The following is a 25086-nucleotide window of genomic DNA, read 5'->3' as shown; positions in this document are numbered from 1 at the left end:
AAAATCTCAAATCTCAAACAGTCCAGGACGCAACTGCAACAATTGTAGGGTGCTCTACGGTCGTCAAAACCTCTCTAGAACGAGCAATTTTTACCTCTGAGGCACCCTACAAGCTAAAATTTCAAATTTCACATCTCAAATCGGTTGATGCTGTTGGAAGTGCCACAGACTCCACCGATTTAAGATCGTGAGTTTAATTCAGTCCTGGACGCACCACAACTTTCAGAAATCGGGTTTTTTACCAAAAGACGGGTTGCAGTCCTTTCCCCTGGTAAAAAAAATAGGTTTCTGAGGGTCGGGAGTGCGTCTAGGACTGTAAAATTTAATAGGGAAAATTTTATAGTTAATTTTCAGCAGAAATAGGAGAGAAAGATTTGTGAGTATTTTTAACAAAAAAAAAATTAATCCTTCACCCTTCGCTATTCTGCCATTCAAACAGCCGATCGACCGCACGGCGATCGCCCTCATGCTATTGCTGAGCTTCTTAATAGGGCTGCTGCTGCTGAGCGGCGATCGCACAGCACCCAGAGTGCGAGAATTCACCTGGGAAAACAAACAAATCGGGGCCGAAGATACCGGCTTTATCCTCACCTTCTTTCGGCCGATGAACCAGTCCAGCGTTGAGGAAAACTTAAAGCTAGAACCCCCCCTCCCCGGTAAATTTAGTTGGGCTGGAAGGCGCATGGCTTACACTCTCAAAGATCCAGCACCCTACGGCGTTACCTACACAGTAAAACTCGCCGGAGCAACCGACAAGTATTTCGGAGAAAACAACCAAAATAAAGGAACGCCAATGCAGCCGTTTAGCAGTTCGTTTCGCAGCCGCGATCGAGCTTTTGCTTACATCGGTGTCCAAGGCGAAACAGAAAGCAGATTAATGCTAGTCAACCTCTCCAGCAGCGAATCGAAACCGATAGCACTGACTCCCAAAGACTTAGTTGTCACCGATTTTAAACCGTATCCCGACAGCGATCGCATTTTATTCTCCGCCACAGATCGATCAATCGCCCGTACTCGTGGCACCCTCAATCAAGAACTATTCACAGTCACCACCGGCCTCAACCCCCAATCAGGATCAGGAACTCAACAAAAATACCCAGCCGGTAGAATCGACAAAATCTTAGACTCCAAAGATTACCAAAACCTCAAATTCGACCTCTCAGCCGACGGAAAAATCATAGTTGTCCAGCGCGTCAACCGCCGCAATCCCGGCGATTTCAGTCCTTGGATTTTGGAAGAAAAACAGCCGCCCAGACCCTTGGAAAATGAACAAGGCGGAGATTTTATGATTCGCCCCGACAGTAAATCGATGGTAATATCTCAAAAACAAGGATTAGCGATCGTCCCCCTCAAACCCGAAGCAGACCCAGTAGAATTTTTGCCAAAATACGAACAAGTATTGGGCATGGCCCGCGACAACTCTGCCGCCGCCTATGTTAAATACAACAGCGACTTTACTCGATCGCTTTTCATCTTAGATAACCAAGGTGTAGAACAAGAAATATTGCGTATTCCCGGCAGCATTATGGGCGTTTATTTCGACCCCCGCAAAAACCAAGACAACCAAGTTCAGCGTCTCTACTGTTTGTTAGCCCAACGCCTCAAAACAGAAAGCTACAAAGAACAGCCTTTCATCGCCACCATCGACCTCAAAAAAGAGGGTACTCGTTTGGTAGGAACCATCAAACCGCTGCTGATTTTGCCCAACCAATTAGATACCCAAATCAGTTTATCTCCCGACGGGCTGGCATTAATTTTCGACCAATCAGTCACAGCAGCAAATCCCTCAGCAGCAGACAGGCCCCGCAACGATAGTGGACAGTCGATCGCCACCAGCCGCCTCTGGCTGCTACCCTTAGTAGAAATACCCGCAGACGCTTCTCGCGCAAAACTACAGCCAGAAGAACTTCCCTTTGCCGGCTATCACCCCCGCTGGCTCCCCTAAATCGATTTTAGATTTTAGATTTTAGATTTTAGATTGACCGATATTGGTAAATATCAATAGGCTAAGGTGCGCCCATAAACACCAAGCGTTGAAAAGTCCGCGGTGCACACCCTACTTTTACTAAATTGATTTGAAATTTGAGATTTGAGATTTGAAATTTGAAATTGAGTTAATACTAAGCCATACTGGTAAATATTACAAACTTTTGAAACCAACTCGCCAGCCTGCAATTTCACATCTAAAACCTCAAACCTAAAATCTAAAATTCGCATGACTCCCGAAGAAATTAGCAATACCCTTAAAGACTTATTTGGTGACAGTGTGGAGATGCCTGCTGCCACTTCTTGGCAAGTAGAAACCCCCAATTTTCGCCTATTAGTCCTCCTTTCAGAAGACGGGACTTGGCTGCGGATTTTGCTGCCGATCGCCGATGCCCAGGAAGCTCAACCATTTCTTGATAAACTGCTAGAAGCTAACTTTGACACCACCCTCGAAACTCGCTACGCCTTACATCAAAACGTTTTGTGGGGAGTATTTCAGCACAGTTGTGCCACACTCGCGGCCGCCGATTTCTCAGCCGCCGTCGCCAGACTGCTGGCTTTGCAAGAGAGAGGTTTGTCTGACTTTTTCGGCGGTTTGATAGAAAGCCGCCTCCGTCAAATCATCAAAGCTGCGAAGATGCAGGGACAGTCTGTGGAAACTACCCTTCAGACTTTAGACCGTTTCTACGCAGAGGGATTGATGGGTGAAATGGAACTAGGGCGAGAGTCTAGCGAAAAAACTCTCGCCGCTTGGCGGTATCAGCTAGAACGCCTTTGGCCGGAGGTGGAACCCTAAGACGATTTGAGATGGCAGATGGCAGATGGCAGATTGCAGATTGCAGATTGCAAAAAACTGACTACCATCGAGGTTGGAAGTTGCCTAAAGTTGCATTTCTTTTGAGTGGTATAGCAACCGCCAATACGGTTAGAACGTTCTTAATTGCACAAACCCTTGCGGAACATTGCTTATTCCTTCTCTCCTACATAACTCAAGCCTTCCATCCGTTACATTCGGTTACATCCCAAGACAGCGAATCCGTGGCCGAACTTCCTTCTGCTGTACAAGCTGCAGATTTTGGCCTGGGCCCTAGTCTTGACAGTTGGAGCCTGCAGCTCCCTGGACGATGGCTAATCCCGATCCTCGAACCCTCGAAGGATGCCAATATATTCACTGATAACCCGCGAGCGGTTCTCCAATTCCCTTCTATCACTGGAAAAATGGTATAACTTATCACAATAATTCGTTATAAATATTAAAATTTTTCGGAAAACACGCGATCGCAGGTATATCATGGTAAAAAGTTTAAAGCGCCTACTCCGTAAGTTCCACAAAAGCTTAGATCGTTTAATATTGATTTAGAAACAAAATCTTTAGCACACAATGCTAGTGCGATCGGGTTTGCCCATCGGGTGCTGTTGTAATTTCACAAATTAGCAACTACCCGCTACCAATTACCCGTTACGAATTAATAGCAACTTAAGTTGTTCATGAATACAATTTTTAACAGGGGTTTCATCTATGTTTGCTGTGCGTGAGACTAGCTCGGAGTTATCAGTGTTGCATATACCTGAATTTTGTACTTGGAACATCTCCTTAGAATCAACTCTCCTAGACCTGCCACTCTCCAACTGCCAAATTGAATTAACTCAACAGGCAAAAGAAGTAGCCAAGGCTTTTGAAGAAAATTCCATGCTTCCCGGCGTCATTTTGACAAATGAGGGTAATTTTGTCGGCATCATATCCAGGCGTCTATTTTTTGAAAAAGTTAACCGCCGCTACGGAGTAGAAATGTTTTTCAAGCGGCCAATAGAGGTACTGTACAAGTTTGCCAAGCCAGAGGAACTCGTACTTCCCGCCAGTAAGTTAATAGTAGAAGCCGCCCAGGAATGTCTTTACAGATCAGCAGAATTAATTTACGAACCCGTAGTAGTGGAAATAGCCCCCCAGACCTACAAGCTGTTAGACGTACACCAATTAATGGTCGCTCAATCAAGAATTCACCAATTAACAAATAAGTTACTCCACAAACAAACCCAAGCCAAACTCATCCAAACAGAAAAAATGGCTAGTTTGGGGAGGATTGTAGCAGAAGTAGCCCACGAAATCAGAAATCCGCTGAACTGTATTTGGGGAAATTTAACTTTTCTGCTGTCCTATTTTGAACACTTGCTTCAGCTCATGTCGGTTTATGAAGAAGAATATTCGGCACCCTGTCCCCGAATTGATGCCCTTAAAAAAGAAATTGAGTTTGATTTTATACAAGAAGATTTGCCGATCACCTTAGAAGGGATGGAGTTGGGAGCCTCGCAATTGCTAAAAATAGTTAACGGGCTGCACCACTTCTCTCACATGGACGAGACAAAACCAGCCGAGACAGACATTCACGAATGCGTGGAGATGACGCTGTTAATTTTGAAAAACCGCTTTAAAAACAGCATAGAAGTGGTTAAAAATTACGGCGAACTGCCGCTAGTTAGTGGCTACTCAGGTCAGTTGAGTCAGGTGTTTTTGAATTTGCTAGTTAATGCTCTAGACGCCCTGACAGAGTACGCAGCCGATCGAGAAATACAGACCGAGTGCCTGGACAACTGGCAGCCCCAAATCGAAATTACCACTAAAGTCATAGAAACCGAAGACGGCAAGCGGGTGGCAATTTGCATTGCCGATAACGGCCCCGGCATTGCCCCAGAAAATCACAAGCAGATATTTGACACCTTTTTTACCACTAAACCAGCAGGTAAAGGCACCGGTATGGGGCTGGCTATCTCCCATCAAATCGTCACAGAAAAGCACGGCGGCCAACTGAAAATGCGATCGCAACCAGGTAAGAACACTGAATTTGAAATTCTCCTGCCCATAGTTGGCACAACAGATTAACTCAAGAGTATTCTCGGTTGTTCGCTCCTGCGGTGAAGTGATAGGCTAGCTTAGTAGTAGGTTCTCAATTCACTTTCCCAGCGTTTCGGCAACTAAAAGTTCTAGTGGCAAATAAATTCAGTTCCAAACTCCTTGGCCCTTCACTCTCCGAAGGCAGTCATCAAGACCTTTCCCTAGAATCTACCCTCTGGGACTTGCCCCTGTATGACTTTCAGGTTAAATCGAGCTGCTTGGCCGTGGCAGTTGCCGAAATGTTTGAACAGCATCCCCTAGTGCCGGGAGTGGTCTTGATGGAAGCAGGAGAGTTTGCTGGCATGATATCCCGCAGGCAACTGCTGGAATATTTGCTCAAACCCCAAGGCCCTGAGCTCTTTTTGCACCTGCCGCTGAAAGTTCTCTACAGTTACGCTCGCGTCGAAATATTATTAGTCGCAGAGAGTACAACCATTTTGGCAGCAGCTCCACAAGCTCTGCGTCGATCGCCCGAATTGCAGTCAGAACCAATCGTCGTCCAAATAGACTCCCAATCTTACCGCCTCTTAGACCCTCACGCGCTAAACATCGCCTACTGGCAAATTCGTGGCATAGAAACTCAAGTCCGCTACGAAAGAGCTCAAACTCAAATGATTCAAAGCGAAAAAATGGCTAGTTTAGGGCGTTTAGTCAACGGAGTAGCCCACGAAATTTTAGATCCGGTAGGCTTTATCTGGGGGAATTTAACCTACGTCAGCGACTACAGCAAAAACTTGATGGAGTTGCTATCAGTTTACGACGCATACTGTACTGATCCCCCGCCGCAAATAGCACGGCTCAAGGAAGAGATCGACTATGACTTTTTGCAAAACGATTTCCTCCGAACTGTTGCCAGCATCAAATCTGGAGCCGAACGTTTGAGCAAGCTGGCAAGCAGTTTGCAAAACTTCTGCCACATAGACGATGTTTATCCCAAACCGACAGACTTGCACGCCAACATAGACAGCATACTTTTGCTACTCAAAAGTCGTTTAACTAGGGAAATCAAAGTAGTAAAAAACTACGGCTACCTGCCGCCAGTGCCGTGCTATGCAGGCCAGCTAAACCAAGTATTTATGAATATCTTGACCAATGCTATTAATACATTAATTAACGAAGCAGTCGGTCAAGAGTTGGCGAAAGAATTTAAAGGTGCAGGACTCAAAGACTTTGATCGCCAGCCTAAAATTGAAATCACAACTCAAGTCTGCTGTCCCGATCCTGCACCGGATTTAGACAAACTTCATGTTCGCTGGGTTTCGATTTGCATATCAGATAACGGGCAAGGAATGTCACCTAGCAAGTACAAAAAAATCATAGAATCATTCTCTACCGAAAAACGCGCCCTCAAAGAAACCAGTTTAGCAGTTAGCTATCAAATAGTGACGGGCAAACACGGCGGTGCATTCAGAATGCGATCGGAGTTAGGCAGGGGCACTGAATTTGAAATTTTGTTACCCTTAGCTTAAAGAAGGAAGTTCGGCAACGGATTCTGTAACGGATGCAACGGATGTAACGGATGTAACGGATTTCAGGAAGAGGGAAGTTCGGCAACGGATTCTGTAACGGATGTAACGGATTTCAGGAAGAAGGAAGAGGGAAGAGGGAAGAAGTTACAGTTTATTCCTGATTTATGAAGTACAGGACACGGCAATGCTGTGTCGCTACCTGAAAACGCTGTAACAGTCAACAGTCAACAGTCAACAGTCAACAGTCAACAGTCAACCATTATCTAATTGACTGCCGCACATTTTACAAAATCTAGCATTAGCATCATGTACAGACCAACCGCAACCTTTACAAACCGCTTCTACTTGATTAGCACTTTTAACTAAGTGTTTAATCAAATCCCCCAATTGCCAAGGAATCAGAGCAATTCCCGTCAAAATCATCAAAATAGTCAAAAAACGGCCGGATTCCGAAATCGGAGTAACATCGCCAAATCCCACCGTGGTCATCGTGACAACCGAGAAATAAACAGCATCCAAAAAAGTTCCAAAACTTTCGGGATTTGCCGGATGTTCGACTTGATAAATCAAACCAGAATAAACAAAAATTATTGCCAGCAAAGTAAACAAAATCCGAGCAAAAATCACCCCATCTTCGCTGCTGATGCGGAAAATAGAAATTTTTAATTCCAGAAAGCGGATGAGTCGGAGAATTCTAAACCAGCGAAAAATTCGGATAAAACTAACGTTGACAAATCCCAGCAAAAATGGTAATATTGCCAGCAAATCAATAATTGAAAAAAAACTAAAAATAAATTTAACTCGATTTTCGGCACACCACAGCCGCAATAAATACTCAACTGCAAAAACGATTAAAAGGGCTGTGTCGAGAGTTTGTAAATTAATTCTAACAGCTTCCGAAATCGGGTAAGTTTCGGCGATGAAGTTGGTCGAAGATAGGAGAATAAGTCCGGTAAGGGTTAAATTGACGGTTCTACCAATTGGGGTTTCGATGTCTTCGAGATAAAATCCAATTTGCGATCGGGTTAACATAGATGGGATAATGAATAGCATTTCTAAGGTAAGGGAATGAGCATCGAATTAACTAAGGGTGAAAGGTTCAATCTTTCTAAAGAAACTTCTGATTTCAGTAAAATTGCGATCGCCCTGGGTTGGCAAGTCAGCCAGAAAGCACAAAACTGCGACATTGACGCATCTGTTTTTATGTTAGCGGCGGAGGGTCGGATTCCTGATGAAAAGTATTTTGTATTTTACAACAATCTGACCTCCCCCGACGGTGCGGTGCGGCATTCAGGAGACAGCAGGAATGGACAAATTGAGGGAGATGATGAGACGGTTTATGTGGATTTGAGTAAAATCAATTCGGCGATTCAGGAAATTGTGTTTGTGGTGACTATTCACGAGGGACAGGAAAAAAATCAAAGTTTTAGTCAAGTTACAAATGCTTTTATCAGGCTTTACAACCGAGAAACTCTTAGCGAATTGGTTCGGTACAATTTAAATCAGATATTTTCCCAAGAAACGGCTTTAGAATTTGGACGTTTGTATAAGAAGAATGGCGAATGGAGATTTCAGGCGCTAGGACAGGGATATAATGCTGGGTTGCAAAGTTTTGTAGATAAGTATTATGTTGAAAATCCGGTTGAGAAAAGCTCGAATGCTGGTGAGAAGCTTGATGATGCTGAGGTTGTGAGGCGGTTTAGCGATCGGGTGGATCGGTTATTGCGCGAAGAGGCGATCGAGGAGACACCGATTCCAGTATCTAGCGAAGCGGTAGAACAGCCGCCTGCTACTCCTGTGAATGCGGATACTGTGGAATCTGAGGAAGAGGCAAAAATCGATGATTCTGCACTAGAAAATCAGGAGCCAGCTATTAGTGCTGAGGAATTTTTACAACGGTATAATAACAAAGAACGAAATTTTACTGGAGTTAATCTAGCAGGAGTAAATCTGAGCAGAAGAGTCCTGAATCAGGTCAACTTTAGTAGGGCTAATCTAAGCAGTGCAGAACTTTCTGAAACAAACTTATACTTTTCTAACCTGAGTGAGGCAAATTTATGTCATGCAAACCTTCACCAAGCCAATCTCAGCTCAGCCAACTTAGGTAAAACACAATTACTCAATGCAAATTTAAGTGAAGTAAATCTGTCTAATTCAAACCTAAGTGAAGCTAATCTGAGTGGAGTAAATCTCAGTAAAGTTCATTTGTTATTGGGGACAAACTTCAGCAGGGCAAACCTCAGTAAAGCAAACTTAACTGGGTTGAATTTGAGGAGTTCACAATTGATGAAAGCTAATTTGAGTAATGCAAACCTAAGTAATACTAACCTATTAAATGCAAAGCTTGAAGGGGCAAATCTTGAGGGAGCAAAACTTCAACAAGCGCTTTACAACGCAGAGACTATCTTCCCTACAGGCTTTGACCCTGTTAAAGCAGGTGCTTGCTTAATTGATTCTAATGCTTCACTGCAAAGAGCCAACCTAGCTGGTGTTGACTTGAGTTATGTCAACCTGAGTCAAGCTAACTTGAGCGGTGCCAATCTAAGTAATGCCAATTTGGATCGTGCAAACCTCCTGCAAGCTAATTTGAGTAACACCAACTTAAGCAGAGCAATTCTGAGTAGCGCCAACCTCATTGCGGCAGACTTGCACGGGGCGAATCTGAAAAGTGCACAAACAGATTCTGCAAATTTTAGTGGTGCTAATCTAACTAAAATTAATTTGGTTGGTGGAAGTCTTCACTGTAATCTAAGCGGAGCAATATTAAGTGAAGGAAATCTCTGTGGAGCTAATCTTAGTTACGGCAATTTTAGTGGAGCAGACTTAACTTTGGCAGACTTGCGCGGGGCAAATTTGCAGAATACAAACCTAGAAAAAGCCAACCTGAAGGGAGCGAATCTAAGTGGCGTGGTCAATCTGGAAACGGCAAAACTCGCAGGCGCAATTATGCCAGATGGCACAATTCACGAATGAATTAATCTTTGTAGTAACGAATTGAGTCCTTAGAAATGGCAGGAGTAGGGCGTGTTTTCTTGACCAGGAGATCCCCCTAGCCCCCCTTAAAAAAGGGGAACCGGAAGCACTCAAAGTCCCCCTTAAGAAGGGGGATTTAGGGGGATCGAGACTTTGATATAAGTGACATTTATTATGGGTTTCTGTCTTAAATTGATACGAATGGTGGGGTGAGCCTCGCCATAAAAATAGAGTATGATGAGTGTGAAATATCAAATACATAGATTGTCGATGAATGAATCGCACACAGAAATTATAGAATCTACCCTCAGATGGATGACCGAGTTTGTCGAGTTATCGCATCCAGTTTTCAGCGATTTACCGATTTGTCCCTTCACTAAGAAGGCACGCTTGGCTAATCAAATTTTATTCAAAATCGAGCGATTTTCAGCGCTGACTGAGTTCGATGGAGATTCGAGCATAATGAAATCAATTTATGAATTTTACAATTCGGAATTTGAAATAATGGTAGTAATTAATCCCGAAAAAACCGCAATTACTGCGCCACAAACTAAAGAATTGATAGACAAACTGAATAATCAGATTTCAGAGTTGGGCTTGCTGGCTTTTCACGTCCATCCCGAAGAAGATTTTAATATTGACGGGCTTCATACTAGGAGGATGCCGTATCCGGGCTTCACGGTTCAAGTAAATTCTAAGCTGAAGCCAGCTTCCGATGCTTTAGAGAAAACTGAATATTACAAAAATTGGACGGGCGAACAACTAAAATATTTCGGGATTCCGAGAAATTGACGATCGCCCACCCTCCCCGCGCATCTCTGTGCCATTACAATTAATTCAGCAAAAAATCTTTACACATAAGAACTCATGCAGCTCAAGTCAACAACCCGCCATATTCGCATATACACCGCCATCCTCGAAGATAACGAACTCGTACCCAGCAACGACCTTTTGACGATCGACATTGACCCAGATAACGAACTTAACTGGAATGACGAGTCAATCAAACAGGTATATGCCAAATTCGACCAACTCGTAGACGCCTACGAGGGCGAAGATTTGACCGAGTACAACCTCCGCCGTATCGGTTCGGAGTTGGAACACTTGGTACGATCGTTCTTACAAAAAGGCCAAATCAGCTACAACCTCAACAGCCGCGCTGTCAACTACAGCATGGGACTTCCCCGTGTTGATGCCAAAATTCACCTGTAAGGGCGATCCTCTTCGAGGGCTTCGCTAACGGGCGATCGGCATTTATGTCAAGTTAAGATTGAAACCCATAATAAATGTCGCTTGTAGCTGAGTTTCGATCCCTCCTACTGCTCTTAATCAGGAGAGTACGGGGGGAAAAGACGGTTCTGTTTCGTCTCTCGCTTTGGGGATTGAGGGGGATTTAGACGTGGATACAGAGAAAAGGTGGAGATGGGGAGAATTGGGAAAATCTGCTTTTATTCTTCTTCCTGCTTCTTCCTGCTTTTTTCTGACTCCTGACTCCCGGCTTCTTCTTTCTTCCGACTTCGATCGGACTTCTCCCCCGCCTCCCCAGCATCAACCGGAGAATTTGGAACGCGATCGCGTTCCAAAAACTGTTTAACTGCAAGTTGGCGGTTGGTCATAAAGTGACCCCAAGCGCCGGGAAACAGGCCATCCAAGGTTTCCACCAGCGCCCAAACCTCAAGATTCATCACTTTATAATAAAAACTGTGAGACTGTTGAATGCTAGTGAGTATTTCGTCTATTTCAACGGCCGGCAGTAGCTTCGGATCGGGCAAATTCTTGGAAAAGGCGCTGGGTTCATGTGGGGCCATGGTTAAATACTCAACAGCTTGCAGAGGCCGGTCAGTAGATTTGAGATTTGAGATTTGAGATTCATTCCACAGATGAATGTGGGGGCTTGAACTAATATCTAATTTTTTTTGCTCTCCACGACTCCTGTGGGGGGCTGGCATCCGTCAGTTGATCGATTTGAGATTAATTCCACAGATGAATCTGGGGGCTTGTATCCATCTTTGGGTAGGGTTAAATTTAACTTCTCTTGCGAAACTAGGGCGCGAGGCACAGATGACCCTTCGCGAGAAAACCGAGAATTGATATTTATTTATACCTACCGGCTCAGGTGATTTCTACGTACCAGCATCCTACCATTATAGTTAGTCTAAAATCTCAATTCACTTGAGTGCTGCGATTTCTTCGGAAATTGCTGCTATCAGGAATATGCTGAAAACAGCGGGATTTCAAGCCGATGACTGGGGTGTCGCGCGATCGTCTAACCCTGAAAGCTCATAGCAAGATTCAACCGGCCGTCAACAAAATGGTAAACTGTTCCTGTCAGTACAAGACATTAAAACCTACCCCTAGACTGGGGGAAAGTAACGCCTAAAATATTGTCAGGAGTTAGACTAAATAGCAAAAAAGTTTACTAAAGTTAGTCATACTTAACTTGACTGGTTAACCTTTGTGGGTGGTAGAATTAGAGCGATGCCAAAAACCAAGGCTTAATTATCTGGGAGAGTAAACCGAGCGTGCAAGTCAAAACTGACCAGCCTGTAAAAAGGTCGAACGGGAGTCCGCGTTTCGTTAAATTGGTTGAAAATATTGGATGACTCATGGCTAAAATATTCAACTAAAATTAATTCGATTAGGGTGGGCTACACCCGAATTAACGCCTGTGGACAAGAAGGAGCCGACTCCCTTGGGTGAAGCAGGAAGCAGACCCTTCAGGAGCAATCCCGATTGAATGGTGAGACTTAAATAAGTTTAGCCAAGTTTTGTGTAGCAGATCTCACTACGCACACAACAGTGGAAACGTGGTGAGCCCGGGAACCTGAAAAATCAGGATATTAGGACTGCGAAGTCTTAAGAATCTGCGTCTGTTGAGAAAGCGGGAGTGTCAAATAATCGCCACGTATCAACCCGTCGAGGTTCAATCGCTAAAATAATTCAGATCAGCACGCTTGCCCAAAGGCGTCAGGAACCCTTATGCAAAACTCTGTGGCAAAACACTACTTATGGGCTTTAGGTGAAGGGATCAAAGGGTGTAAGCCAGGCGATCTGATCGCTGGTCGCTACTTGGTCAAGCGCGATCGACTTCTGGTCGATACTCAACCCGAACACTTGCCGGAACTGCCCGAAGAGATTCCGAGTGTTGTCACTCCTTATCTGAGACTGTTTGCCTATCAGTTGCACGTACCTCAAGTATACGGCATGGTATCGTCCAAGATGAGCAGGCTATCGGGAGATATCTGGCTACTGGAAAACGGGCCGATTTTGAAGGTGACGGAATCTTTAATGCCGGAATTGGCTGATTCCTGGAAAGGAGCAGCAGCGATGCGCCAGCTCAATTGGCTGTGGCAAATAGCCCAGTTGTGGCAGCCCTGTATCGCTCAGGGCGTGGCTTCGACCCTGCTGACTCCAGAACTGCTGCGGGTGGAAGGGCAATTGGTGCGGTTTTTGGAATTGCAGCCCGATCGCAAACCGCCTCATTTGTCGCAGTTGGGCAAATTGTGGCAGCAGTGGCTCGAAGATGCTCACCCAACTATTGCCAATTTTTTGAGGCAACTTTGCCAGCAAATGGTTGCCGGTCAAGTGCGCCACGGCGAACAACTGATGGGCCAGTTGGATAAAGCTTTGGCAAAGTGCGGCCGATTGTACGATCGTCACGTTGAAATTGCCACGGGCACAGATGTAGGCAGATCCCGGGCTCACAACGAAGATGCTTGCTATCCGCCCAGCGGTACGCTGTTCGCAGGAAACCCGGGTGCGGAAGCTTGCGCGATCGTCTGCGACGGTATCGGTGGACAAGACGGCGGCGAAGTCGCTTCGGAAGAAGCAATTGGTGTGCTGCGCGACAAGTTGCAGCAAATGCCCCTGCATCAGGCTAATTGGGACCCGTTGAGCCTGACTTCCAAGCTGGAACGGGCGGCTTGTGCTGCTAACGACAAGATAGCCAGTCGCAACGACAGCGAACACCGCCAAGGCCGCCAGCGGATGGGAACTACGCTAGTTATGGCTTTAGCCCACATTCACGAGCTCTACGTCGCCCACGTCGGAGACAGTCGGGCTTACTGGATTACCCGCACCGGCTGCTATCAAGTTACTCTCGATGATAATGTGGCTTGCCGCGAGGTGCGTTTGGGCTACTCTCTCTACCGGGATGCTTTGGAACAAGTGGCCGCCGGAGCTCTGATTCAAGCTTTGGGGATTACTTCGTCCAACACTCTGCACCCGACCGTGCAGCGTTTTCCGGTGGATGAAGACTGCGTTTTGCTGCTGTGTTCCGACGGTTTGAGTGATAAAGACCGGGTTGAGGAATGTTGGGAAGCGGAGATTTTGCCAATTCTCGACGGTAGCATTAGTTTGGCTAAGGCGCGCGATCGACTGATTGAGATTGCTAATACTAGAAACGGTCACGATAACGTCACTGTTGCTTTAATTCACTGTCAAGCGCATTTGAGGGAAGACGGTAATACTGCTACAGAACTGTCTGTCGCACCTTTAGATACGCCGATCGAACTAATTTCCGACAGTGAGGATATGCCAACGGATTTGAATGGGCCCACAAGCATTGGCGAGGGGGATTCTGAAGGAAAAACGCAGTTGTTACGGCCGGACAAAAGCAAAAGCCCATTTTCGCTGCTGCTGAAAATTTTATTTTTATTAGGGTTGGGGGGTGTATTTGCTTATTTTTTCATTCCTCCGGTGGGTCGCGCGATCGATACTGCCGGGGAGTCGATTTTCGGGAAACGCGGTTTAATTAAAGCTGGAAGCACGCCGGAGAAAACAGTTAACTCTGTACCTTCTCCGGTCCAATCTTTAGAAACAGGCTCGTTTATAGAGATTAAAAGTTCTGTGGCTGGGGAATTGAGCGCATTGGGCGATCGCTTGGATTTGCGAGTCGCAATGGGTGAGTTGACTGTCAAAGGAACAGTCCCAGCCGGCAGTGTTTTGCAGGTGACAAACAAACAGCTTACGCCTCAAGGCAATTGGCTGGAATTGAAAGTTTGTTCGATTCCTGAAATAGTGCGATCGAACTCCCCCAAACCCGAGTCAAATAAAGATTTTTCTACAGTTTCAAAACCTGCACTGAAGCCATCTCCCGCTGTGGCAAATCCCTCACCTTCCCCGGCAGTTAAGCCAACAGTTGAAGTAGAAAGCGCCAAGCTGCAAGCGGGGGAAATTGGATGGATTCAAGAACAAGCTGCCGTTTCTAAAGTAGTGTCTAACCTAGCCTTAAACCCAACTCAAAAGGGTAAGTGCGTTGAGGCTGACTCAAATCCAAATGCTAATTAAACTGTTAATGCTTGAGTATGTTGAGCGAAATTGATAGAGTTCAGTATAAAGCAATACGGTTCACTTAAGACAGATACCCCCTAACCCCCCTTAGGTCGGGGGACAAGAATGCCCTCAAATTCCCCCTTGCTTTCGGGGGATGCGAGGGGGGTCTCCGGGGTATAAATAGTGTTAAGTGAACCGTATTGCAGTATAAAGGAAAAGGCAGATTCCTAAACAAAACTAATATTAACAGGTACAATTGCAGGTCAAGGATCTGAAAAAATTTTAGATTTTAGATTGGGGAGTTAACAATTACCAATCTAAAGTCTAAAAATGTTTCAAAATTTCTAACCTAATTTGTTAGATACTTCTGCCAGTTTAGTCACCATTTGGGATACCGCTTTGTCAACTGCCGCGCTCAAAAGTGAGTCTTCATTGCTGCTGCCAGAATTGCTGCTGATACCTCTGACAGAAATATTAGAATCGCTTTGATCGGCTTCTCCTACTGCTTTGGCGGTGGCAAGAATATCTCCTGAAGCTGTACCGATTAACCGCACGTCTATTTGAACGGTAGCTTTGGTTTTTTGCGAACCGCCGCCGATTCCCATGAAACTGCCGCCGCCGGATTGTTTGTCGATATTAAACTTGGTAATGGTGCCGATGAGTACGGCGTCAACTCCTAGTTTTTTGCCAATTTCGGCTGCGGTGCCGGCATCCATTGTACCGCTGCGATTTTCCTGTTTGAGCACTTGTTCGAGCTTGCTACGATCGACTATTGTATAGGTGCCATTGTTGACGAGTTCGTTGATTAGCAGTTCGCTGATGCCTTTGGCGGCGCCGACTCCCCGATAAGAAGTGTAATAGCTGTTGGTGGTGCCGTAGTCGAAATCCATGACGACGAGGCGCTTTTTGGCCGTAGCTTGGGCGAGTTGGGTGGCGGGTTTGATGGTGGCTGGCGTGGCGATCGCATTTACTGAAACGCCTACTAGCATTAGGGTAGCTAGGGAAATGCTGGTTAAGCGAGATATGGTGGTTGTTTTCATAAGTTTTTCCTCACAGTTGTTTTGTGCCGACTCTAGGATACTTCACGGAACAGCCCGATGTCAGGGTTGGGGGTGAGGAGGTTGGAATTGGCGGGTTTTAGTGTTTTTTGACTTTCAAAAGGCTTAATTTTAATTAATTAACCGCAGAGGACGCAGAGGACGCAGAGAAAGAAAGGAAGAGTGCGATCGAGGTTTCAAGCCCTAGATAGGGAAATATGGGTTTTCCGGCTTAGGTGTGCAAATTGCGACAGCAACGGATTTGCCGTTTCAATCCCTAATAGGGAAATATGGGTTTTCCGGCTTAGATTTTGGCTGGCTATTAAACTTTTCCCACCACGTTTCAATCCCTAATAGGGTTTTATGGGTTTTCCGGCGTTTCGTTCGGGATGTTCCAGGCGTATTTGATACCGCGGTTTCAATCCCTAATAGGGTTTTATGGGTTTTCCGGCGTACAGTTACAAACAATCAACCCACTGCGTTTAAGTTTCAATCCCTAATAGGGTTTTATGGGTTTTCCGGCAATATCGTCGAAGTAAGTCACCCCGCCGAGTCCAAAGTTTCAATCCCTAATAGGGTTTTATGGGTTTTCCGGCAGGGCCGCCAGTAGTTAATCGTCTTCTTGGGTTCAATCCAGTTTCAATCCCTAATAGGGTTTTATGGGTTTTCCGGCTACACGCGAGACAGTCAGTTAAGTTTATGTTTGAATGGGTTTCAATCCCTAATAGGGTTTTATGGGTTTTCCGGCTCGGATGCCAAGGGTACAAACATCAAAGTGGGTTCCGTTTCAATCCCTAATAGGGTTTTATGGGTTTTCCGGCTCGGAAGTTTGGACGTAAGCACCAGTGATATCTATTCTGGTTTCAATCCCTAATAGGGTTTTATGGGTTTTCCGGCGCAAATGTGCTGTTGCCGTCAGCACAACCAATCACCTTTGTTTCAATCCCTAATAGGGTTTTATGGGTTTTCCGGCCAGCATCAATCCTAGCTTTTACTTGGTCTAATTCTAGTTTCAATCCCTAATAGGGTTTTATGGGTTTTCCGGCTGCCGTTCGTGAATTTGAACGTCGGTGTAATGACACTGTTTCAATCCCTAATAGGGTTTTATGGGTTTTCCGGCTTGGCTGCTCGATGCCAACGGATGCGTTATCGACCCGTTTCAATCCCTAATAGGGTTTTATGGGTTTTCCGGCGTCAAGCGCATCGACCACGCCGTTCATCGGCCCGTTTCAATCCCTAATAGGGTTTTATGGGTTTTCCGGCAATAAAATGATGGTTGTCCAGGCAACTATTCGAGAGTTTCAATCCCTAATAGGGTTTTATGGGTTTTCCGGCCGTAGAAAAAGAAGAATTAATGGGTAAGGTGCAAGTTTCAATCCCTAATAGGGTTTTATGGGTTTTCCGGCTTGCTTCAAGCCACATAAATACTCTCGCAAGTCCAAGTTTCAATCCCTAATAGGGTTTTATGGGTTTTCCGGCTCGATCCGCTTACATCATTTCCCGGGCGGGGTTGTGTTTCAATCCCTAATAGGGTTTTATGGGTTTTCCGGCTTGTTCACCTCCGCCAGTTATATCATTGACTTTGATAGTTTCAATCCCTAATAGGGTTTTATGGGTTTTCCGGCAGTATCTAGACCGGGCGACTATGTGCGAAGCAATCCGATGTTTCAATCCCTAATAGGGTTTTATGGGTTTTCCGGCGCTGAGCCAGAACAACTGCACCCAGCCACACTTTTTTATCGAGGTTTCAATCCCTAATAGGGTTTTATGGGTTTTCCGGCGTTTCGAGTGCGGAAATGCGATCGTTTAAAGCTTCGTTTCAATCCCTAATAGGGTTTTATGGGTTTTCCGGCTTAGGGGCATCCGTTATCTCTCAAACTCCCACTGCTAGTTTCAATCCCTAATAGGGTTTTATGGGTTTTCCGGCTAGGTACAAATCACCATGCTTGTCCAAATGGAAAGCGTTTCAATCCCTAATAGGGTTTTATGGGTTTTCCGGCCATATCGTAGCCCCAGTGTTGATTTATCCCATAGTGTTTCAATCCCTAATAGGGTTTTATGGGTTTTCCGGCTCGCCCGCCACTTCGCCGCCAAAGAAGACCCGCTGGCAGTTTCAATCCCTAATAGGGTTTTATGGGTTTTCCGGCCAACGTGTATATCATCATTGCAAGGGCTAGCTGTGTTTCAATCCCTAATAGGGTTTTATGGGTTTTCCGGCGTTACTGCGTCTTGTCTTTGTTATCGATCGAAGTAGTTTCAATCCCTAATAGGGTTTTATGGGTTTTCCGGCGGGAAATTATAGAGGAGGAACCAGAGGTTGCGATCGGTTTCAATCCCTAATAGGGTTTTATGGGTTTTCCGGCATACCGGCGTTACTCATCTGGGTTAAAGCGGTGCGTTTCAATCCCTAATAGGGTTTTATGGGTTTTCCGGCGGTGCGGGTATCTGTGCCCTTAGCCGCCAAGTAGTGTTTCAATCCCTAATAGGGTTTTATGGGTTTTCCGGCTTAAACCCTAAACGCTTGAGGAGCTTGTTGAAAGTTTCAATCCCTAATAGGGTTTTATGGGTTTTCCGGCACGAGCTAAATCGTAGTTAGGATTGTTGCCCGACTTGTTTCAATCCCTAATAGGGTTTTATGGGTTTTCCGGCAGAATTTGTTCGATTGTCATTGTCACTCCTTAATGTTTCAATCCCTAATAGGGTTTTATGGGTTTTCCCGCTCCAAGGTTAATTGAATTGCCCGCAGTTCGCTCGTTTCAATCCCTAATAGGGTTTTATGGGTTTTCCGGCGCGAGTGAGAATCCTTAACCCGCATTTTTGGCTAGTTTCAATCCCTAATAGGGTTTTATGGGTTTTCCGGCGCGCTCGTGAGGTAGTGGATGCTTGGGAGGCGATCGCCGTTTCAATCCCTAATAGGGTTTTATGGGTTTTCCGGCGCACGGGAAGAAGAGGCAGAAGGGGCCAGCCCGGCAGGAGTTTCAATCCCTAATAGGGTTTTATGGGTTTTCCGGCTGAACCGTACTTAAGACGTTTTTAGTGTTAACGGCTTATGTTTCAATCCCTAATAGGGTTTTATGGGTTTTCCGGCGCATATTATGTCTAGCAAAAAAGCAGAAACAGTTGTTTCAATCCCTAATAGGGTTTTATGGGTTTTCCGGCCTTTATAGTAGTCTTTATTCGGGTCTACTTCTGGGTTTCAATCCCTAATAGGGTTTTATGGGTTTTCCGGCTAGATATCTGTGTTGGAGTACTCATTATGGTGGTTATTATGTTTCAATCCCTAATAGGGTTTTATGGGTTTTCCGGCAGCCAGCCCATCCCTATCAAGTTGGTTCAAGAGGGTTTCAATCCCTAATAGGGTTTTATGGGTTTTCCGGCACAGATAGATGCCAGCTTAACTTAAGGCTTGATGGTAGTTTCAATCCCTAATAGGGTTTTATGGGTTTTCCGGCCAAGATAGGCATCGGATTCAATCGGCGGGCGATCGGTTTCAATCCCTAATAGGGTTTTATGGGTTTTCCGGCCAATTTATTTCCACTAACATCATTATAAGGCAAGTTTCAATCCCTAATAGGGTTTTATGGGTTTTCCGGCGTTAGTTTTTCCAAGGCTTCGCGTCGCGAAATTTGGGTTTCAATCCCTAATAGGGTTTTATGGGTTTTCCGGCACGACTGATTCAATCACCGAAGTTAAACCATCACGTTTCAATCCCTAATAGGGTTTTATGGGTTTTCCGGCCTATGCGATGCTTAAATACGCCTTAGAGCAAGCTGTTTCAATCCCTAATAGGGTTTTATGGGTTTTCCGGCGTCATAATTTACCTCTAATTTTATAAAGCGTAGGTTTCAATCCCTAATAGGGTTTTATGGGTTTTCCGGCTATGAATTGTCTTCATGGAATTTGTGCTGATCCTTCTCGTTTCAATCCCTAATAGGGTTTTATGGGTTTTCCGGCCAGATTTCTAAAAATAAACTCTGAGCTTGCAAAAGTTTTTGTTTCAATCCCTAATAGGGTTTTATGGGTTTTCCGGCCCTGAGTTTTGGTTTGGGGACTCTGTAGATTTTTATTGGTTTCAATCCCTAATAGGGTTTTATGGGTTTTCCGGCAAGCAATGAAGGAAGCCTTTAAAGCCAATGGCTTTAGCTTCAGTTTCAATCCCTAATAGGGTTTTATGGGTTTTCCGGCTAGACAAATCTGTAGACGGCACTGTAGACACTTCGTTTCAATCCCTAATAGGGTTTTATGGGTTTTCCGGCGTTATTAGGTGTTTCAGCGGTGATGCTGCTTTTGTTTCAATCCCTAATAGGGTTTTATGGGTTTTCCGGCCAGGGGCCGAACCGCACCAGCTAGCAGCTAGAGTTTCAATCCCTAATAGGGTTTTATGGGTTTTCCGGCTGGATGCAGATTTGTCAAGGGTGGAAGGGCCCAGTTTCAATCCCTAATAGGGTTTTATGGGTTTTCCGGCTCGACTCCTTTACAGAAAGGTAGTCATGCTAGCGTTTCAATCCCTAATAGGGTTTTATGGGTTTTCCGGCATGGCGGTGTCGGGGCTGGGGGAGGATTCAACGGACAATTCGTTTCAATCCCTAATAGGGTTTTATGGGTTTTCCGGCTTTTGTCCACAATGCGGCTCGAAGGAAATTGAATATGTTTCAATCCCTAATAGGGTTTTATGGGTTTTCCGGCCTTGTCTCTCTATATTATAGCCTAGTGTACCGCGCGTTTCAATCCCTAATAGGGTTTTATGGGTTTTCCGGCGGTCAATTACAACTGGAGTTTGCAGAATGTACGGTTTCAATCCCTAATAGGGTTTTATGGGTTTTCCGGCTCTGCAAAGAACAGGCAGGCAGCTCGCTTGCAGATGTTTCAATCCCTAATAGGGTTTTATGGGTTTTCCGGCTTGGCTGGCTGTCGGGGTATGAATTCCCGGTGATACGTTTCAATCCCTAATAGGGTTTTATGGGTTTTCCGGCATTGATTTTCATTTAATTCTACCTTCACCGATTCTGAATTGTTTCAATCCCTAATAGGGTTTTATGGGTTTTCCGGCACCAATAGGGTACTTCGAGCAATCCGTAATACCAGTTTCAATCCCTAATAGGGTTTTATGGGTTTTCCGGCGCAAAGTGATAAAGCTATTCTTGATAGCCTTAATAGGTTTCAATCCCTAATAGGGTTTTATGGGTTTTCCGGCGCGAGGTGATATCGGAATTATTGTGGTTGCCCACAAAGTTTCAATCCCTAATAGGGTTTTATGGGTTTTCCGGCTTCAGATGACTCAGAAATTTCCGATTGATATCGTGCGTTTCAATCCCTAATAGGGTTTTATGGGTTTTCCGGCGCTGGTATGCAGTCACTTGCCCGCTGCTAATGATTGTTTCAATCCCTAATAGGGTTTTATGGGTTTTCCGGCTACCCGTTATGTCAGATTAAGGCGGATAGACTATGTTTCAATCCCTAATAGGGTTTTATGGGTTTTCCGGCGACAAAGCACCGCATTGTTCGCCCATCTTGTCCTGTTTCAATCCCTAATAGGGTTTTATGGGTTTTCCGGCACTACGTTCCGATTGATCGCATACTTTTTTTTGTTTCAATCCCTAATAGGGTTTTATGGGTTTTCCGGCGTTTCGCGGGCTTAAAGCACTTGTTAATGTCCAAGTTTCAATCCCTAATAGGGTTTTATGGGTTTTCCGGCAGTGTTTGTACGGCGATAAAGTCTGCGACGATTTGGTTTCAATCCCTAATAGGGTTTTATGGGTTTTCCGGCCCTTTTACCCAATTTCTAGAATTTGACCCCGAATATGATGTTTCAATCCCTAATAGGGTTTTATGGGTTTTCCGGCAGTAGCTAATAGATATGGCACCACGTAAAGGAAATACCGTTTCAATCCCTAATAGGGTTTTATGGGTTTTCCGGCTCAGTAAAATCTTAGAAATTATCAACCAATGAAAATCTCAGGTTTCAATCCCTAATAGGGTTTTATGGGTTTTCCGGCCGGAGGAAGTTTCAATCAACGCCAGGAGCGGAAGTTCGTTTCAATCCCTAATAGGGTTTTATGGGTTTTCCGGCGTCTAGAGTTCGATCGCAAAATTGAAACCACTTACGTTTCAATCCCTAATAGGGTTTTATGGGTTTTCCGGCATTTCCGTGGTTGTAGGTTTGTAGATTTTTTCATTTACGTTTCAATCCCTAATAGGGTTTTATGGGTTTTCCGGCTGTTTGGAGCCTCTCTTACCAACGGGGCTATCTAGGTTGTTTCAATCCCTAATAGGGTTTTATGGGTTTTCCGGCCCGAGGGCGACAAGTTCGTTAAACCAACTTTTTGTGTTTCAATCCCTAATAGGGTTTTATGGGTTTTCCGGCTTCAAACGAGAATTTTGGCCCGCAGATCCTTTTGTTTCAATCCCTAATAGGGTTTTATGGGTTTTCCGGCTTTCCTAGCCTATGCAGGCGACGCGCTCAAGCTACAGAGTTTCAATCCCTAATAGGGTTTTATGGGTTTTCCGGCCAGGTGTTCCGGGTTTTTTCGGTTCGGCTTGAGGGTTTCAATCCCTAATAGGGTTTTATGGGTTTTCCGGCTCATAATTGAATTACCTCACAAGTAGATGTGTGGGTTTCAATCCCTAATAGGGTTTTATGGGTTTTCCGGCTATGAACAACAAGCCAAACGATTTGATTTTTTACGGAAACGGTTTCAATCCCTAATAGGGTTTTATGGGTTTTCCGGCGTTACTTCGCTTGCTTCGTTGGATATCTCCACCGTTTCAATCCCTAATAGGGTTTTATGGGTTTTCCGGCGTTACTTATAGAAAGGTATGGTATGTTGGTATTGGTTTCAATCCCTAATAGGGTTTTATGGGTTTTCCGGCCGGGTACGCTGCGATCGGACTACCCGGTATTAAGTTTCAATCCCTAATAGGGTTTTATGGGTTTTCCGGCTCAAGCATGATGCCTTGACGGCAATAATCCAAAAATGTTTCAATCCCTAATAGGGTTTTATGGGTTTTCCGGCCAGCTTTGGGTTTACTGGGGTTCGATCGACTCTCAGACGTTTCAATCCCTAATAGGGTTTTATGGGTTTTCCGGCTTGCCTTCTTCTCCCAATCAATTCAAGATAGCTTATTTGGTAGTTTCAATCCCTAATAGGGTTTTATGGGTTTTCCGGCCGCTGGCATTTGAAACCGTTGCAGTATTTAGTTTTCAAGGTTCGTTTGCGTCTGCACCAACTAAAAATACCATTTCAGCCTCGGCCTGTCAATACCCCATTTTGACTTGTGCCTTGAAACTCTTATTAGATAAAGGTTTCAGCAATTGCGTCTGCCTTTTGTTCCGGATTGGGGCATCAAACCCTTACAGCAGTTCGATTACAGCCGAAAAATTCAACCCCTCGATTTTTACACCTACCAACAGACGCACTTTTAAACAAAAAATATAGTTCCATCTACGCCCCAGCCTCCATAAAACCCATCAACCAATTAGCCATCGTCGCCCTGCGAGTCTGTCTCGGCCCGAATTCCCCAATCTTATAGCCCTTAAACCCCAATTTTTCCTTCAGCAACTGCTTGTTTTCTGGAAGGGTCGATCGCGTCAATTTCACCGTCGCCGGCCTAGAATCGATAAAATCCGGCGGTTCAGGATAATCTTCGCGCCACTCCCTAGCAACATCAGCACTGTTCCACTTACCAGTCTCCGCATCCCAGCGGTAGCCCAGATACAGCCAAACTAACCGGTTGACGGCAGCATCGTCGATTTCTTCATTGAGAATAGCCCAAATAGTTTCGTTATTCAGCGGTGGTAATTCAGACATATAAAGGAACGGAGGGGGCATTGGGCATTGGGCATTGGGCATTGGGCATTGGGAAAGAAGGAAGATGAAACCAATTGTTTCAGCAATTAAAAATGCTTTAACTACCAAGAAGATTGCTATATAATTGTCAGAAACGGGCAAGATGCCCGTTCACAAAAAATCATAGGAATTTATTTGTGGGGTGGACACGCGAGCCCGCCCAAAATGTCACCCCACAAAAAATTAATTATTCAAAATTCCGTCTTTCTCGGCCATCGACAGCATTAAGTCTATCACGCGACTAGAATAACCCCACTCGTTGTCGTACCAGGAAATAACTTTGAAAAACTTAGAATTCAGTTCAATTCCCGCACCTGCATCGAAAATGCTCGATCGCGCGTCGCCCTGAAAATCTGTCGAAACCACCGCATCCTCAGTATATCCAAGAATGTCTTTGAGTTCGCCCTCCGAAGCTTTTTTCATGGCCTCGCAAATTTCTTTATAGCTAGTTTCCTTCGCCGTTTTGAAAGTAAGGTCAACTACAGACACGTCGGGAGTTGGCACCCGCAAAGCCATTCCCGTCAATTTTCCTTTCAATTCTGGCAACACCAAAGTAACAGCTTTCGCTGCACCGGTCGAAGATGGAATAATATTTTGAGCCGCACCGCGTCCTCCCCGCCAATCTTTTTGGCTGGGGCCGTCTACAGTTGGTTGAGTAGCTGTCATTGCGTGAACTGTAGTCATTAAACCTTCTTCCAATCCGAAGTTATCGTTAATAACTTTGGCAATTGGTGCTAAACAATTCGTCGTACAGCTAGCATTGGAAACAACAGTATCTTTTGCCGGGTCAAATTTGTGGTGGTTGACGCCTACTAAAAAAGTTGGAACTTTTTCCGGGTCTTTTGTCGGTGCTGAAAGTATTACTCGTTTTGCTCCCGCCGTCAAGTGTTTTGATGCGCCTTCAAAATCTGTAAACAATCCGGTAGATTCTACAACATAATCTGCGCCGGATTTACCCCAAGGCAATTCTGCCGGGTTTCTAATCGCTGTACAGGGGATAAAATTTCCGTCAACGACAATCCCGTCTGGTTTGCTTTCAACTTCGCCGTCGTAAATGCCGTGGGTGGAGTCGTATTTGAAAAGATAAGCCAGGTTGTCTGGCGAAACTAAGTCGTTAATGCCGACAAATTCGATGTTGGGATTTTTGATGCCGGCACGCATGACTAGCCGTCCTATGCGACCAAATCCGTTGATGCCAACTTTTAATGCAGCCATGTTTAAACTCCTCTTGAAAATCTCGTTAGTCGATCGCGCGTTAGCGAAGCCCTAGAAGAGGATCGCCTGTTGTGGCTTAGAATTTACCACGCTAACGGATTTTTGCAACTGATTCTTTTCTATCTCTTAAGAATTCTGAATAGTGCCCCGGCTGGGAAGGGCAATTAACCCTGACAAGACTGCTGACTAATCGCTAATACCTGATGAGTATAAACTTGTAAAAGTGCTATAATAGACATAAAATATTTTCAAAATCGCCTTTTTTTAATCGGCTAAAGTAATAATAAAAAACTTATGGAAAAGCTAAAACGGATGGGCATTCTCACCCGTGGTGGCTGTCGGAATCCGAAGCCTAGGATTAAAGTCGCAGATACGCGCAAGAACACGGCATTGCC

13 protein-coding genes and 1 CRISPR repeat array are annotated in these 25086 nt (G+C 45.0%); of the genes, 8 read left to right on the top strand and 5 right to left on the bottom strand.

The window, feature by feature from the left end; genetic code table 11:
- Nucleotides 1-376: 376 nt before the first annotated feature.
- The 4 genes from QUA44_RS14070 to QUA44_RS14055 all read left to right on the top strand — a co-directional run bounded on the left by QUA44_RS14070 (nucleotide 377) and on the right by QUA44_RS14055 (nucleotide 6345).
- Nucleotides 377-1945 carry a hypothetical protein gene (locus QUA44_RS14070; RefSeq protein ID WP_333251941.1) on the top strand — a complete coding sequence of 523 codons (1569 nt, stop codon included), beginning with the start codon at nucleotides 377-379 and terminating at the stop codon, nucleotides 1943-1945.
- 270 nt (nucleotides 1946-2215) lie between these two features.
- Entirely contained in the window at nucleotides 2216-2782 is a 567-nt protein-coding gene (locus QUA44_RS14065; RefSeq protein WP_333251940.1) for a hypothetical protein, read from the top strand.
- A gap of 723 nt (nucleotides 2783-3505) precedes the next feature.
- Complete coding sequence (locus QUA44_RS14060; protein WP_333251939.1) at nucleotides 3506-4864, top strand: ATP-binding protein; 1359 nt, start codon at nucleotides 3506-3508, stop codon at nucleotides 4862-4864.
- A gap of 104 nt (nucleotides 4865-4968) precedes the next feature.
- Nucleotides 4969-6345 carry an ATP-binding protein gene (locus tag QUA44_RS14055; protein ID WP_333251938.1) on the top strand — a complete coding sequence of 459 codons (1377 nt, stop codon included), beginning with the start codon at nucleotides 4969-4971 and terminating at the stop codon, nucleotides 6343-6345.
- A gap of 252 nt (nucleotides 6346-6597) precedes the next feature.
- Here the strand turns inward: QUA44_RS14055 and QUA44_RS14050 are convergent, their stop codons facing one another.
- Complete coding sequence (locus QUA44_RS14050) at nucleotides 6598-7398, bottom strand: ion transporter (protein WP_333251937.1); 801 nt, start codon at nucleotides 7396-7398, stop codon at nucleotides 6598-6600.
- A gap of 15 nt (nucleotides 7399-7413) precedes the next feature.
- On the opposite strand from QUA44_RS14050, the gene QUA44_RS14045 reads away from it, so the two are divergent.
- The 3 genes from QUA44_RS14045 (at nucleotide 7414) to QUA44_RS14035 (ending at nucleotide 10530) form a co-directional block, all read left to right on the top strand.
- Nucleotides 7414-9318 carry a pentapeptide repeat-containing protein gene (locus QUA44_RS14045; RefSeq protein ID WP_333251936.1) on the top strand — a complete coding sequence of 635 codons (1905 nt, stop codon included), beginning with the start codon at nucleotides 7414-7416 and terminating at the stop codon, nucleotides 9316-9318.
- A 234-nt stretch (nucleotides 9319-9552) separates the two neighbouring features.
- Nucleotides 9553-10110 carry a hypothetical protein gene (locus QUA44_RS14040; RefSeq protein WP_333309729.1) on the top strand — a complete coding sequence of 186 codons (558 nt, stop codon included), beginning with the start codon at nucleotides 9553-9555 and terminating at the stop codon, nucleotides 10108-10110.
- A gap of 75 nt (nucleotides 10111-10185) precedes the next feature.
- Complete coding sequence (locus tag QUA44_RS14035; RefSeq protein ID WP_333251934.1) at nucleotides 10186-10530, top strand: NAD(P)H-quinone oxidoreductase subunit M; 345 nt, start codon at nucleotides 10186-10188, stop codon at nucleotides 10528-10530.
- Nucleotides 10531-10766: 236 nt separating this feature from the next.
- Here QUA44_RS14035 and QUA44_RS14030 read toward each other — a convergent pair whose 3' ends face one another.
- Nucleotides 10767-11126 (bottom strand): hypothetical protein, encoded by a 360-nt coding sequence (locus tag QUA44_RS14030; RefSeq protein ID WP_333251933.1) that lies wholly within the window; start codon nucleotides 11124-11126, stop codon nucleotides 10767-10769.
- 1171 nt (nucleotides 11127-12297) lie between these two features.
- On the opposite strand from QUA44_RS14030, the gene QUA44_RS14025 reads away from it, so the two are divergent.
- Nucleotides 12298-14607: a protein phosphatase 2C domain-containing protein gene (locus QUA44_RS14025; RefSeq protein ID WP_333251932.1), complete on the top strand. Its 2310-nt coding sequence runs from the start codon at nucleotides 12298-12300 to the stop codon at nucleotides 14605-14607.
- A 329-nt stretch (nucleotides 14608-14936) separates the two neighbouring features.
- Here the strand turns inward: QUA44_RS14025 and QUA44_RS14020 are convergent, their stop codons facing one another.
- From QUA44_RS14020 to gap, 3 genes are all read right to left on the bottom strand, one after another.
- A complete protein-coding gene (locus tag QUA44_RS14020; protein WP_333251931.1) occupies nucleotides 14937-15632 on the bottom strand; it encodes a CsgG/HfaB family protein in 696 nt (231 codons plus the stop codon).
- A 264-nt stretch (nucleotides 15633-15896) separates the two neighbouring features.
- Nucleotides 15897-22796: a CRISPR direct-repeat array (repeat unit 37 nt; unit sequence GTTTCAATCCCTAATAGGGTTTTATGGGTTTTCCGGC).
- Between the two features lie 275 nt (nucleotides 22797-23071).
- Nucleotides 23072-23437, bottom strand: a complete 366-nt coding sequence (locus QUA44_RS14015; protein ID WP_333251977.1) for a DUF1823 family protein — start codon at nucleotides 23435-23437, stop codon at nucleotides 23072-23074.
- Between the two features lie 222 nt (nucleotides 23438-23659).
- Complete coding sequence (gene gap / locus QUA44_RS14010) at nucleotides 23660-24691, bottom strand: type I glyceraldehyde-3-phosphate dehydrogenase (RefSeq protein ID WP_333251930.1); 1032 nt, start codon at nucleotides 24689-24691, stop codon at nucleotides 23660-23662.
- Between the last annotated feature and the right edge of the window lie 395 nt (nucleotides 24692-25086).

Source organism: Microcoleus sp. N9_A2, from assembly GCF_036701775.1.
Classification (GTDB): Bacteria; Cyanobacteriota; Cyanobacteriia; order Cyanobacteriales; family Microcoleaceae; genus Microcoleus.
The sequence above is the reverse complement of the archived record's forward strand: the minus strand, read 5'-3'. Positions and strand labels throughout refer to the sequence as shown.